Origin of the sequence: Neglectibacter sp. CSJ-5, from assembly GCF_032490475.1 — a bacterium.
Classification (GTDB): domain Bacteria; phylum Bacillota; class Clostridia; order Oscillospirales; family Acutalibacteraceae; genus Hominenteromicrobium; species Hominenteromicrobium mulieris.
In genome coordinates this window covers 627296-640431 of record NZ_JAVYJC010000001.1, presented here as the reverse complement: position 1 = coordinate 640431, position 13136 = coordinate 627296, and the positions used below count along the sequence as shown (strand labels likewise).

At 53.1% G+C, this 13136-nt stretch carries 10 protein-coding genes and 3 tRNA genes; 2 read left to right on the top strand and 11 right to left on the bottom strand.

The genetic code is table 11. From position 1 onward, the window contains the following. Nucleotides 1-147 precede the first annotated feature (147 nt). Together R2K26_RS02890 and R2K26_RS02885 are read left to right on the top strand one after the other, a co-directional pair. Complete coding sequence (locus R2K26_RS02890) at nt 148-1374, top strand: Fic family protein (protein WP_316518689.1); 1227 nt, start codon at nt 148-150, stop codon at nt 1372-1374. Nucleotides 1375-1583: 209 nt separating this feature from the next. Next, nucleotides 1584-2615, top strand: coding sequence for a site-specific integrase (locus R2K26_RS02885; protein ID WP_316518688.1), 1032 nt, complete (start codon nt 1584-1586; stop codon nt 2613-2615). Nucleotides 2616-2741: 126 nt separating this feature from the next. Here R2K26_RS02885 and R2K26_RS02880 read toward each other — a convergent pair. The 11 genes from R2K26_RS02880 to hprK form a co-directional block, all read right to left on the bottom strand. Then, nucleotides 2742-2817 (bottom strand) — tRNA-Thr (locus R2K26_RS02880). Nucleotides 2818-2849: 32 nt separating this feature from the next. Continuing rightward, nucleotides 2850-2926, bottom strand: a tRNA-Asp gene (locus R2K26_RS02875). A gap of 4 nt (nt 2927-2930) precedes the next feature. Beyond that, nucleotides 2931-3006, bottom strand: a tRNA-Trp gene (locus R2K26_RS02870). A gap of 187 nt (nt 3007-3193) precedes the next feature. Beyond that, entirely contained in the window at nt 3194-4162 is a 969-nt protein-coding gene (pfkA, locus tag R2K26_RS02865) for a 6-phosphofructokinase (protein WP_316518687.1), read from the bottom strand. Between the two features lie 153 nt (nt 4163-4315). Beyond that, nucleotides 4316-7903 (bottom strand): DNA polymerase III subunit alpha, encoded by a 3588-nt coding sequence (locus R2K26_RS02860; RefSeq protein WP_316518686.1) that lies wholly within the window; start codon nt 7901-7903, stop codon nt 4316-4318. 37 nt (nt 7904-7940) lie between these two features. Beyond that, entirely contained in the window at nt 7941-8426 is a 486-nt protein-coding gene (locus tag R2K26_RS02855; protein ID WP_316518685.1) for a hypothetical protein, read from the bottom strand. After that, nucleotides 8395-9387 (bottom strand): DNA-binding protein WhiA, encoded by a 993-nt coding sequence (gene whiA / locus R2K26_RS02850; protein WP_316518684.1) that lies wholly within the window; start codon nt 9385-9387, stop codon nt 8395-8397. Before whiA ends, R2K26_RS02855 begins: the two co-directional genes overlap by 32 nt. A 20-nt stretch (nt 9388-9407) precedes the next feature. Then, nucleotides 9408-10268 carry an RNase adapter RapZ gene (gene rapZ, locus R2K26_RS02845; protein ID WP_316518682.1) on the bottom strand — a complete coding sequence of 287 codons (861 nt, stop codon included), beginning with the start codon at nt 10266-10268 and terminating at the stop codon, nt 9408-9410. Nucleotides 10269-10319: 51 nt separating this feature from the next. Continuing rightward, nucleotides 10320-11237 (bottom strand): UDP-N-acetylmuramate dehydrogenase, encoded by a 918-nt coding sequence (gene murB, locus R2K26_RS02840; RefSeq protein ID WP_316518681.1) that lies wholly within the window; start codon nt 11235-11237, stop codon nt 10320-10322. Next, nucleotides 11230-12006 (bottom strand): phosphatase, encoded by a 777-nt coding sequence (locus R2K26_RS02835; RefSeq protein WP_316518680.1) that lies wholly within the window; start codon nt 12004-12006, stop codon nt 11230-11232. The genes murB and R2K26_RS02835 overlap by 8 nt, the downstream gene beginning before the upstream one ends. A gap of 154 nt (nt 12007-12160) precedes the next feature. Next, on the bottom strand, nt 12161-13126 hold the full coding sequence (gene hprK, locus R2K26_RS02830; protein WP_316518679.1) for an HPr(Ser) kinase/phosphatase: 966 nt from the start codon (nt 13124-13126) through the stop codon (nt 12161-12163). Nucleotides 13127-13136 lie beyond the last annotated feature (10 nt).

Here is a 13136-nt window from a genome sequence, read left to right as displayed (position 1 = left end):
AGTTGAAAAGAGCAAAAATTAACATGTTCCGGTATATTTTACTGCGAAAGATGATAAAATAACCTTAAATTAACATCTTACATTGGAATTTCAATTGTAAAATGATAAATCTCCCTTATATTTGCATTTATTAGGTGGTAGCAGCAGATGAAATATGACTCTTTACAAAAACTTTTTTTCAAACAGCCGAATGACTATCATTCTATATATCACAATCGCTTCAATAGTGAATATGCTATCCATTTAGATTTTGATATTCAAGGCTTTCCGGCGTTTTATTTACGCACTCCAGAGAGCATAGATTTATTGCTCAACATTCACAAAATGGATAAAAAGGTTCGCGAGCTTATACATTCGCTTCCGGGTATTGCTCAACATCAATTTGCAAAACGCTGTCTGATTGATGAAGTAGTTTTGACAAACAGTATCGAAGGCGTCAATAGTACCAGAAGAGACATTACGGACGTCCTTGAAAGTCTGAAGACACAGGATAAAAGAAAACGTTTTTCTGGACTGGTAAATAAATATCTTATGCTTCGTGAAACTGATGAATTAAGCATCAAAACTTGTGAAGACATACGTTTGATTTATGATGATCTTGTTTTAAAAGAGGTTGAAGAGGAAGATCCTAATGATCTGCCCGATGGTCTTCTTTTCCGTAAAGGTTCGGTGAATGTATACAGCAGTACCCAGAAAATAATCCACACAGGTTTGTACCCGGAAAGCAAAATTATCCATTATATGCAAAAAGCCCTTGATTTCTTATCTAATGATGAAATTGAGATGCTTGAACGAATTTCAATTTTTCATTATCTTTTTGGCTATATTCACCCTTTTTATAATGGCAACGGTCGTCTTTCCCGTTTCATCAGCAGTTATTTACTATCTAAAGAGTTAAACTCGCTTATCAGCTATCGCCTTTCGTACACCATAAAAGAAAACATTCAATTATATTACAAAGCCTTTATTGTCTGTAATGACGAAAAAAGCCGTGGCGATTTAACCCCGTTTCTTCTTAGCTTCCTCGAAATTGTGTCTAAAGCCATTGATCAACTGTATGCAGCGTTACAGAAACGATTAGAAAGTCTGAAATCTTTCGCCAAGATGGCAGAGTACATTCCTTTTATTTCAGAAAGCTCTGAAATGGAAAACATCGCTTATCTGCTAATTCAAGCAGAATTGTTTTCTGAAGATGGAATTACCACTTCGGAACTTTTGGAAGCTACAGAAGTCACACCAGCAACTCTTAGGAAAAGATTATCTAAATTCAATTCTTATCAACTGCTCACTCAGGATCGCGTCGGTCACAATAAAACCTATCGATTAAACCTGAAAAGGCTTATAGAATTAGTCGAACCATACTCGCAACAATAAAAAAGCCCCGCCGGTGCTACCAACACCGACGAGGCCGCCCGGGTCACCCCGGTGGACAGTATAGTCCCGAACAAACTATATTGTACCACCTGACCCGGGCAAAAGCAATAGCCCGGGCATTTTTATGCCCAAAATTAGTCGTTCCCCTTTGAGGACGTGGGTAGAAATAGCCGCATATAAATAGAGCGGGATAAAAACAGGAGGTACATATGAAAAAACGAGCAGATGGGCGCTACCAGCGCAAGATCACGCTGCCGGACGGCACGCAAAAGCACGTCTACGGCACAAGCCCGGCGGAGGTAAACCGCAAAGCCAAGGAAATCGAACGCGCCTTCGAGACCGGCATAGATCTCTCAGACCGTACGACCGTCGCACAGTGGGCGATAAAATGGGTGCAGGAGTACAAAAGCGGCCTGCGCGAAAACACGCAGCGCAGCATCCTGCGCAATTTGAACTTACATATTCTGCCGGTGCTCGGCAACATGCGGATGCAGGACGTAAAAGAGGTGCATTGCCGCGCGGTGATGAATCCGATCTCCAAGTATTCGGAAGACCTGCAGCGCAAGGTGCTGAACATCCTGCACCAGCTTTTCAAGACGGCCATCGCAAACGGCATTGTTGCAAAGAACCCTACTGAAAACTTAGAAATCACTCCGCACGCGAAGCCGGAGAACCAAACACAGTTTTTGACCACCGAGCAGCAGAGAGAGCTTCTCTCGCGCGTCACGGAGCCCCGTGCGCGGGCGTTCTGCGCGCTGATGTTATTCTGTGGCCTGCGGCGCGAAGAAGCACTGGGCGTCCTCTGGACGGACATAGAGGGCAACAAGCTCCACGTTCGGCGCAGCCTCACCTTCCCCGTCAATCAGCCAGATGAAAATCGCGAGTTGAAAACGACCAAGGCGAACCGCGCGATTCCCATTCCGCAGCGCTTGAAAGACATTTTGGACGAAACCCCAAAGACCGCCTTGCAGATCGTACCGAACGCACACGGACAAGAAATGACCCTAAGCGCATTCCAACGTCTGTGGGCACATGTGGAGAAATCCGTCGGCTTCCACGTTTATCCGTACATGCTGCGGCACAGCTATGCGTCTACCCTCTACCGCCTGGGTGTCGGCGTCAAGCAAGCGCAGTACCTTATGGGTCACAAGGACGTGCGGACGACCCTCAACATCTACACCCATCTTGAAAACAGCGACCTGCGAGACGCTACGGAAAAGCTGACCGCCCTGTGCCTGTGACCGCCCGAAAATCTGACTACTTTTTGACTACCCGACCCCTTTAAAAAAGCCTTAAAAAACCGATATTCAGAAAATAAAAAATCCAGTGTCAAAACCAAAAAACGGCTTAAACACTGGACTTTTTCTTGGAGCTGCTAACCAGATTCGAACTGGTGACCTCGTCCTTACCAAGGACGTGCTCTGCCTACTGAGCCATAGCAGCATACGCAAAAGGCAAGATAAACTCGCCTTTTGTGGCGACCCGGAACGGGCTCGAACCGTCGACCTCTAGCGTGACAGGCTAGCGTTCTAACCAACTGAACTACCGGGCCATGGTGGCAGGGGCAGTAAGATTCGAACTCACGGCACGCGGTTTTGGAGACCGCTGCTCTACCAACTGAGCTATGCCCCTATTTATCTCGCGGCCTCTTTTCGACCGCTCGATTATTCTACCACGAACTACGGAAAATGTCAACCTATTTTCCCAAAAATAATTATTTTTTACCCCCGACAAGGTGCTTTATGCAAAAAATGCAGACACCGTGCCGAAAAACAGAAAACGCCCGTCCTTTTGGAACAGGCGTTTCGGTGACTAAACTTTAGCGGGAAAGATCCTGAGAGATCCTGTAGAGCTTCTCGTCGAAGACGCGCGGCATCTCGAGGGCTTCGGTAATGTCGAAGTCTACGATGCGTTCGCCCTGCATGACGACGACGCGGTTGCTCTTGCCGTCGCGGAGCAGCTCAACTGCGTGGTAGCCCATCTGGCTTGCCACAACACGGTCACGGAGCGTCGGGGAACCGCCGCGCTGTACATGGCCAAGGATGGTCGCACGGCTCTCGATGCCGGTCTCCTCTTGGATGCGCTTGCAGATATCTTCGGAGTGACCTACGCCCTCTGCAACGACCACGATGAAGTGGCGCTTGCCGGTCTTCTGCGCGTAGCGGATGCGCTCGATGATGTCCTTTTCAAAGTCATACTTCACTTCCGGGACGAGCGTTGCGATTGCGCCGACAGCGATGCCGGTGTTGAGTGCGATGTCGCCGCAGCGTCTGCCCATGACCTCTACAACGCTGCAGCGGTCGTGAGACTCTGTGGTATCGCGGATGCGGTCGATCATTTCCATAGCGGTGTTCATCGCCGTGTCATAACCGATGGTATATTCGGAACTCGAAATATCGTTATCGATGGTGCCCGGGACGCCGATGCAAGGTACGCCTGCGCCGGTCAGGTCGCGTGCGCCGCGGAAAGAACCGTCGCCGCCGACGACGACCACGCCGTCGATGCCCAGTTCGCGACATTTAGCAGCTGCCTTCTGAACGCCCTCCGGGGTATTGAACTCGGGGCTGCGCGCCGTAAAGAGCGCCGTGCCGCCGTGCTGGATGATGTTGGAAACGCTGCGAAGTTCCATTTTCTGCACTTCGCCGGTCAGAAGACCGTTGTAGCCGTGACGTACGCCATATACCTCCATGCCGAAGGAGATCGCGGTGCGGACAACAGCACGAACCGCAGCATTCATGCCCGGTGCGTCACCGCCGCTCGTAAGTACTGCGATTTTCTTTGCACACATTGTAAATTCCTCCACTTTCTTATTGAAAACTGCAAAGTTAAAAATGCAATTCAGCAATTTATTCCATTCATTTTTGATTATACCCCTTTTCCCTGACGGTTTCAAGAGGTATTTCGTCTTTTTTGAATCGGTTTTTGTTTTTTTGAGAATTTCTTATTCTTTCAGCGCAACATTTCCCTCGCCGAGAAGTTTTTTCAATGCGGAAACGAGCTCGTAGTTCACCGCAACGCGGTAACGAGCGGGCGCGCGGACCAGCTTTTTCGTGTCCGTATAATATAGATAGAGGTCGGTCACGCCGTCGAAAATCTCGATGTACTGCATCGCCTTTTTGCAGAGCGGGTCTTCGGCGTTCGGTACACGCAGGTAAAGGCCCTTATAGGCTGTGTTATAGCCCTTAATCTGCACACCGGGCCGCTCTTCCCCGCGCGGCGGCATGACGCTTTCCGGCACAACGGCAGGCGTTTGCGAGGCCCTATTCTTTTCCTCCGGCGCAGGCCTTCTGCGGATCATCATTTCTTCCGGCGAAAACGGTGCCGAGGCATATTCGCAGATGAATTTCGGGTCTTTTTCTTCCGTAAAGCTGATGCGTCCGTGCGCCCAAACAGAGCCGCCCGGCGCAAAAAGGTCGCCGTATTTTTCCAAAACCTTCGGAAAAACAAGCGCCTCAATGGAGCCATACATGTCTTCCAGCGTGACGAACGCCATGGCAGAGCCGGAGCGCGTCACCTTCTTTTTCACGCTTTCCACAACGGCCAGAACGTCCACATACTGCTCGTCTTTATATTGGTCGGATTCCCCGGCGGCGCTGCGGGCAATCTCATCAAGGCGCGCGGCGATGCCGGCGTTATAGACCTCCGCATACGGCGACATGGGGTGCCCGGAAAGGTACATGCCGGTGACTTCCTTTTCCATAGAAAGCAGTTCGGTTTTGGGGAACTCCTCGGCTTTCGGCATCTCGAAAGATTCCGTTTTCTCCTCCCCGCCGAAGTCAAACAGGCCGATCTGTCCCTCTATGTTGCGGCGTTTGTCGTCCTCCAGCTGATCGAGCAGCGGGCCGACCGCCATCAGCATTTCGCGGCGGTTGTTGCCGAGACCGTCGAACGCACCGCAGCGGATAAGACTTTCCACGGCGCGGCGGTTCAGGTCTCTGCCCTGCATGCGCTTGCAGAAATCGTAGAAGGTCGTGAACGGGCCGTTCATCGTGCGCTCGGACAAAATGCGCTGTATCAGGCCGCGCCCGAGGTTGCGGATGGCGAGCAAACCGAAACGAATGCTGTTTTCAAAAACGGAAAAGCCCTGCTCGCTCTCGTTCACGTGCGGCGGCAGCACGGCAATATTCAGCCTGCTGCATTCTTCCATGTACGCCGCAATCTTGCCTGCGGATGCGAGCACACTTGTGAGCAACGCGGCCATATATTCTTTCGGATAGTGATATTTGAGGTACGCCGTGCGATACGCCACAACGGCATACGCGGCGGCATGGGACTTATTGAACGCGTAGGATGCGAAGCTTTTCATCTCATCGTAGATTGTCTCGGCGGTCTGCTCGTCCACGCCGCGGGCGATGCAGCCTTCAATCTCCACGGTGCCGTCCTCACGCTTTAAGCCGTGAATGAAATACTCGCGCTCCTGCTCCATGACATCGTGCTTTTTCTTGCTCATGGCGCGGCGCACAATGTCTGCACGGCCGAGCGAATAGCCCGCAAGCTCGCGGAAAATGCGCATGACCTGCTCCTGATAAATGATGCACCCGTAGGTGACATCCAGTATTTTGGAAAGGCGCGGGTGGCGGTACGTGATTTTATCCGGGTGCTTGCGATTTTCGACGTACATGGGGATGAACTTCATCGGGCCGGGGCGATACAAAGAGATAACGGCGATGAGATCTTCGATGCTTTTGGGGTCGGATTGCATGATGACACGGCGCATACCGGCAGATTCAAACTGGAACACGCCCTCTGTCGCACCGCTCGCGATCATTTTAAACACGTCCGGGTCGTTATCCGGCGCGTTTTCCACCTTAAAGCCCGGCGTGTGTTTCGCAATCATCTGCTCGGCGTGGTCGATAACCGAGAGGTTGCGCAGGCCAAGAAAGTCCATCTTGAGCAGACCGAGCTGCTCGATGGCCGTCATCGTGTACTGCGTGACAGGCGAATCGTCGTTCATGCTCAGCGGCACGTAATCGACGACCGGGCGGTCTGTGATGACAACACCGGCGGCGTGCGTGGACGTGTGGCGCGGCATGCCCTCAATTTTGCGTGCCATGTCGAGGAGCTCGTGCACCTGTTTGTCGCTTTCATATAAATCGCGCAGCTCGGAAACGCGTTCCAGCGCGGCATCAATCGTGATGTCGAGCTCCATCGGCACAAGCTTTGCGACGGTATCGCACGTCGTGTACGGAATCGCCATGGCGCGGCCAACGTCGCGTATCGCAAGGCGCGCCGCCATGGTGCCGAACGTGACGATCTGCGCCACATGGTCGGCGCCGTATTTTTCCGTGACATACTCAATGATCTCCTGTCGGCGCTCGTCGCTGAAATCGACGTCGAAGTCCGGCATACTGACGCGCTCCGGATTCAAAAAACGCTCGAACAGCAGGTCATACCGCAGCGGGTCAACGCCCGTGATGCCGATGCAGTATGCGGCGAGGCTGCCCACGCCGGAGCCTCTGCCCGGGCCGACCGGGATACCCATGCTTTTCGCCTGACGGATGAAATCGTACACGATGAGGTAGTAATTTACATAACCCATCGTATCAATCGTCGAAATTTCATATTCAAGGCGGTCTGCGATTTCTTTTTTCGGGTTTTCGCCGTAGTATTTGTGCAAACCCGCGTAACACATGCGGCGGAAATATTCGCGGTTGTCGCTGCCGTCCGGCGTATCAAAGCGCGGCAGCTTCGTTTTGCCGAACTCAAATTCCACATTGCAGCGGTCGGCGATTTTCTGCGTGTTGTCCGCTGCCTCGGGACAATCCGGGAACAGTGCACGCATTTCATCTTCGCTTTTAAAATAGAATTCATCGGAGCCGAATTCCAGCGTATCCTCATCCTCCACCGTGCGGTTCGTCTGGATGCAGACGAGGATGTGGTGCATTTTGGTGTCTTCTTTTTCGATATAGTGGCAGTCGTTCGTCACGACGAGCGGAATGCCCGTATCTTTGGACAATCGGATTATTTGCGGGTTGATATGTGCCTGTTCGCGCAGGCCGTGGTCTTGTAATTCGAGGTAAAAATTGTCCTCGCCGAAAATCTCACGGTAGCGCAGGGCGGCGGCTTTGGCTTCGTCATAGTCGCCGACGGAAAGCGTACGCGGGATCTCACCCGCAAGGCAGGCGGAAAGCGCGATGAGTCCCTCGCTGTGTTCACGCAGCAGCTCCATATCGGCACGGGGCTTGCTGTAAAAGCCCTCTGTCCACGCTTTAGAGACAATGGCGACAAGGTTGCGATAGCCCGTTTCGTTTTTGCACAGCAGCACAAGATGCCGGTTTTCGTTATCGATGCCGTGAATTTTATCGAACCGGCTGCGCTTTGCAACGTAGATCTCGCAGCCGATGATCGGCTTGATGCCGCGCTTTTTCGCTGCCTTATAAAAGTCGATCACGCCGTACATCACGCCGTGATCCGTAATGGCAACGCTTTTCTGTCCCATCTCCTGCGCCTTATCGAGCAGCTTTTCAATGCGGCAAGCGCCGTCCAAAAGGCTGTATTCGGTGTGCACATGCAAATGTGTAAACGCCATTTTCGCCCTCCTTTTCCATTTAAGTTTACATAAACTTCTAATTGTCGTTTTCAATCACAAGGGTAAATCCGTGCTCGGTGGAAAAATAGTGGTTTTTATCCCCCCACGCGGTATCGATCACAACGTAGTATGTGCCGTCGTTTTCAGGGTACGCAAACCGCTCGCTGCGGTAGTAAAGCTCGGAAAAATCCTCGTTATAAACCGTGTAATACATCGCGCCGTAGGGATCCTGCGAGGCTTCAAGCACGATGCCTTTATCCATGCGAATGACCGGGAATTCATCGGCAACCTCTTCAATTTCAAAATGCCCTCCACACGCTTTTGAACCGTTCTTCCTTTGCTCGCCAGTCACGTTCTGCAGCGCGGTAATCTCTTCATTGCCGGAGCGCACCACGATATCGCCGGGCACAAGCTCGGCTTTCAGCGCATCGGCGATGAAATAGGCGCCCACACCGAGCACCGCAACAATCAAAATGCCCAACACAAGGTCTTTAAAGCTCTTCGGTCTTTGCATTTTCAGCATGCAGCTTTTCCTCCACTTCGAAAACGCTCTGCTCCGCAAGGGATTCCTCCGGCGAGCCGAGCTGTTCCGCAAACTCCAAAATGCGGCGCAGGCGGTGATTCACACCGGAACGGCTGATGGAAAGCCGCTCCCCCATTTCGCGCAGCGACATTTCGGGGTTTTCCAGCCGCAAAACGGCGGCCTCGCGCAGGTCAGCGGGCAGCTCGTCCAGTCCCACCTTGTCGCTGATGAGCGCAATGGCGGCGATCTGCTTTGTTGCAGCAGAGTACGTTTTATCAAGATTCGCGGTCTCGCAGTTCGAGACACGGTTTAAATTGTTGTAGGTCTCTTTGTACATTTTGATCTGCATCAGGTTCATGGCGGAGTTTACCGCACCCGTCAGCGTGAGGAAATCCTCAATGGCGGCGCTTTCCTTTATGTAGACAATGTAGCTGTTTTTTCTGCGTGCAATAGACGGCGAAAGCTGCGCGGCCTTCACGCGGTGCAGAACGCCCACAAGGTCTTCCGCAAGGTGCAGGTACGGCGTGGAAAACTCAAGGTGATACTCCTTCTGCGGGTCTGTGACCGTGCCGCAGATGAGAAACACACCGCGCAAAAACGCCGAAATGCAGCAGTCTTTTTGCAGATTTTCCTCATGAATATGCAGGTTCACGTCATTCTCATCGTGCCCGAACGAACGGATCATCTGAATGCGTGCGGCTTCACCCGGAATGGTGATGGCATACGCGCCGATATTCTTGCGTCTTAACTGCGAGCGCACCTCGGCGTATACACCGGCCGAAACGGCGGCAGCCTCCGCCACACGGCGTGCAACGGCGGCATTTTCGCATACCATCTGCGATTCCCGCGCGGAAAAACACTTTGAAAAAAGCAGAAGGCCGTAGCATTCCGCTTTCAAACAGCACGCGCGCTTATTTTCAATCATACACAGCTCTTGCTTGCAATCCGCAGCAAATGACATGAAAACGGCTCCCTCCCGCTTTATTGTTTCGTGATATCCCGGTGCGAGACCGTGGCGTGAACGCCGTTTGCGGCAAGGTGATCGTGCATATACTGCGCAAGCGCCACGGAGCGGTGATGCCCGCCGGTGCATCCGACCGCGATGACAAGCTGGCTTTTGCCCTCCTGAATGTAGAGCGGCAGCATGTAATCGATCATGTCCGTAAAGCGGGTTTTAAAGCCCTCGGTTTCCTTGCAGTTCATCACGTAGTCGCGCACGGGCGCTTCAAGGCCGGTATGTTCACGCAGCTCCTCCACATAGAACGGGTTCGGCAGGCAGCGCACGTCAAACACAAGGTCGGATTCGAGCGGCAGACCGTATTTAAAGCCGAAGCTGATGCAATGCACCGTAATGGCGTCGTTGTCGTTCTGCAAAAACAGGTCGGAAATGCGCGCTTTCAGCCCCGCCGCCGGAATGTTCGACGTATCGATGACGTAATCGGAGACCTCTTTGACCGGGCGCAGCATCTCGCGCTCCAGGCGCACGGCCTGCTCCAAAGAGCCCTGCATCGCTTCGGAAAGCGGGTGCTTGCGGCGTGTCTCCTGAAAGCGGTTGACAAGCACGGGCTCGGACGCATCCATAAACAAAATTTTATACGGCTTGTTCTGCGCCTTCAGTGTTTCGAGCGCGCTGAAAAATGACTTAAAAAGCTCGCCGCCGCGGGTATCCGTGACGACCGCCACGCGGCGCTGAATACCCTCGGATTTATCGCAAAGATCGTAAAAGACCGGAATGAGCGCCGGGGGCAGATTATCGACACAATAAAAGCCGATATCCTCCATGGCGTGCATGGCGCGCGTTTTGCCCGCGCCGGATAAGCCGGTCAAGATCACAAATTCCATTTTAAAAACCACCTTTTCGGCAGCCAAATGCCACCGTAAATCCCACAAATTTTACTCGCTGAGCGAAATGCGGCGAATTTCCGGCTCCAGCTCCACGCCGGTCGCCTGAAAAACTGTATCCTGAATGGCGCGGATGAGCGCTTCCACATCGGCACACGTCGCACCGCCTTTGTTCACAATGAAGCCTGCATGCTTTTCGCTGACGCACGCGCCGCCCACGGCAAAGCCCTTCAGGCCGCACTGTTCAATGAGCGCACCGGCAAAATAGCCCTCCGGGCGCTTGAATACGCTGCCTGCGCTCGGCAGCTCGAGCGGCTGCTTTTCGCGGCGACGGCGCATGAAATCTTCCATTTTCGCGGTGATCTCCGCTTCCGCACCGCTTTCAAGGCGCAGCTCCGCGCTTGTGATGATGCGCTTCGTGCCCATAAAGGCGCTTTTGCGGTAGCCGAACGCGAGGTCTTCCCCGCTCATTACGCCGGGCGTGCCGTCCGCTTCAAGGAAATGGACGCGTTCGACGACCTGCTTCATCTCGCCGCCGTAGGCGCCGGCGTTCATGTACACTGCGCCGCCGAGCTGCCCCGGAATGCCCCACGCAAATTCAAGGCCCGTGAGCCCCTGCCCACGTGCAAAGCTGCATACCGTCGCAAGCGATGCACCCGCGCCGCACAAAACATGACCGTTCGCAAGGCTCTGCACTTTTTTAAAATCGCCCTGCAGCGTCAGCACCGCGCCGCGCAAGCCCTCGTCCGGCACAAGCAGATTGGAACCATTGCCGAGGATGAAATACGGGACATTCTCGTCGCTTACAGCATTTAAAACCGCCTGCAATTCAGAGACGGTCTTCACTTCGACAAACCGATCCGCCGGGCCGCCGATCTTAAACGACGTGTGGGCAGACATGGGCTCATCGGTCTTATAGCATACGCCGGCACTTTGTAGTGCGGCGTCAAATTTACGGTAATCAGACATTCTCAAAGCTCCTTAAAATAGCATCGGCATCCTTGCGGTTTTCAAGGATGTTCGTGTGCGCGCGCAGATACTCGATGAGGCGGTTCGTGTTCGCGTTGAGAATCAGCTCCTCCGGGAACTCAATCTCGCGCAGCATCTCGAGCACCGCAGTGTGATCTTTCACCTGTGTCTCAAAATGCGCGTCCGAGCTGACGATAATCGGCACACGGTGTTTTTTGCAGCACAGCGCAATCTCGCGGCAGTTCGGGATATTCGCCTTGCGCACCTCAAAGGAATGCGCGTTAATCTCCACAAGCTTGTGGTTTCGACCGAACTCCGGAATGACCGTTTCATAATCGTAGCGGAACTCCGGACTGCCGCTGTGGCCGATGACATTCACCTTCGGATCGTGTGCAATGTTGAGCCAAAGCTGCGTGCATTTTTCGACCGTGGGATTCTCAAGCCCCGGCAGTCCGAGGTTGTGAATGGACGCCACAAGCCAGTTGACGTCGCGGCGTTCGTTCTCATTGATGTCGAGCGTGCCGTTCAAATCGATGACATTCGCCTCCATGCCCGCAATGAGTAGAATGCCGCGGTATAAAAGCGGCAGTTCATGCATGGAATTAAAGAACCACGGGCCGGGCGCACCGGGCATGGTGCGGGCGTGGTCGGTGATGGCAATGGCTTTGAGACCCTTTTCCGCAGCGGAATCGACCATTTCGCGAATGGTGCTGTACGCATGCGTAGACGCCAGCGAATGTGTATGCAAATCTGCAATGATGTTATACATGATGATATTTTCTCACTTTCAGCTAACCTTAAACGCGGTTAAAAGTCTTTGATGAAACTTTCTTCAGGAAGTTTACAGGTTCTTAGGGCAGCGCCCTAAGCCGCTTTCCGCAGAAAGCGAAACCCTTTTGCCTACCAAAAGATCAGGAAGGCTGTTAAATATCCAAGTCCCTCTTAATCTCCTCGTGCGGCATCATGGAAGCATCCATGCCGAGCGCGGAGAGCAGCTCGTAGGCGGCGTTGTAGCCCATTTTCTTCTGGCGGTTGTTCATCGCCGCAACTTCAATGATGATGGCAAGGTTACGGCCGGGTTTTACCGGGATCGTCATCACCGGCACCTTGATGCCGAGAATTTCCGTGTATTCGCTGTCCATGCCCATGCGGTCGTAGACCTTCGTCGCGTCCCAGATCTCCAGGTTGATGCACATGTCAATCTTTTCCTGCAGCTTAACGGCGCCCATACCGAAAATGCGACGGGCGTTGATGATACCGATGCCGCGCAGCTCGATGAAGTGACGGATGTTCTCCGGGGACTGACCGACGAGCGATTTGCTGGATACGCGGCGAATTTCCACCGCATCGTCCGCGATGAGACGGTGGCCGCGCTTGATGAGCTCGATGGCCGTCTCGCTCTTGCCGACGCCGCTGTCGCCGACAAGCAGAATACCTTCGCCGTAAACCTCCACCAAAACGCCGTGGCGTGTGATGCGCGGCGCAAGCTCGACGTTCAAATACGCAACGAGCGACGCGACAACATTTGAGGTCGACTCCGTCGTGCGCAGCACCGGCACGTGGTACGTTTCGGCAATCTCCATGAAGTCCTTGCCGGGGTCAATACCGCGGGAAACAATCACTGCCGGCGGCTTCAGGGACAGGTAGCTATCCAGCGCCATGGCGCGGCGCTCCGGCTTTAAGCTCTCCAGCATGTACATTTCCGCACGGCCTAAAACGGCGATGCGATTCGGGTCAAAATATTCGTGGTAGCCGTTCAGCTCCATGCCGGGGCGAACAACGTCTCTCGATTGAATCAAAATATCATCTGCGCTCTTCGGCAGAAAAGCGGTCTCAAGCTGTAACTCGTGAATGATCTTGGAAAGCGGTATGGTGTAAACTTCCGGCATCGTGATCTTC

Coding starts and splice junctions, on each gene's coding strand:
- R2K26_RS02890 (WP_316518689.1), top strand. CDS start 148: ATGAAATATGACTCTTTACAAAAACTTTTTTTCAAACAGCCGAATGAC.
- R2K26_RS02885 (WP_316518688.1), top strand. CDS start 1,584: ATGAAAAAACGAGCAGATGGGCGCTACCAGCGCAAGATCACGCTGCCG.
- pfkA (WP_316518687.1), bottom strand. CDS start 4,162: ATGTGTGCAAAGAAAATCGCAGTACTTACGAGCGGCGGTGACGCACCG.
- R2K26_RS02860 (WP_316518686.1), bottom strand. CDS start 7,903: ATGGCGTTTACACATTTGCATGTGCACACCGAATACAGCCTTTTGGAC.
- R2K26_RS02855 (WP_316518685.1), bottom strand. CDS start 8,426: ATGCTGAAAATGCAAAGACCGAAGAGCTTTAAAGACCTTGTGTTGGGC.
- whiA (WP_316518684.1), bottom strand. CDS start 9,387: ATGTCATTTGCTGCGGATTGCAAGCAAGAGCTGTGTATGATTGAAAAT.
- rapZ (WP_316518682.1), bottom strand. CDS start 10,268: ATGGAATTTGTGATCTTGACCGGCTTATCCGGCGCGGGCAAAACGCGC.
- murB (WP_316518681.1), bottom strand. CDS start 11,237: ATGTCTGATTACCGTAAATTTGACGCCGCACTACAAAGTGCCGGCGTA.
- R2K26_RS02835 (WP_316518680.1), bottom strand. CDS start 12,006: ATGTATAACATCATTGCAGATTTGCATACACATTCGCTGGCGTCTACG.
- hprK (WP_316518679.1), bottom strand. CDS start 13,126: ATGCCGGAAGTTTACACCATACCGCTTTCCAAGATCATTCACGAGTTA.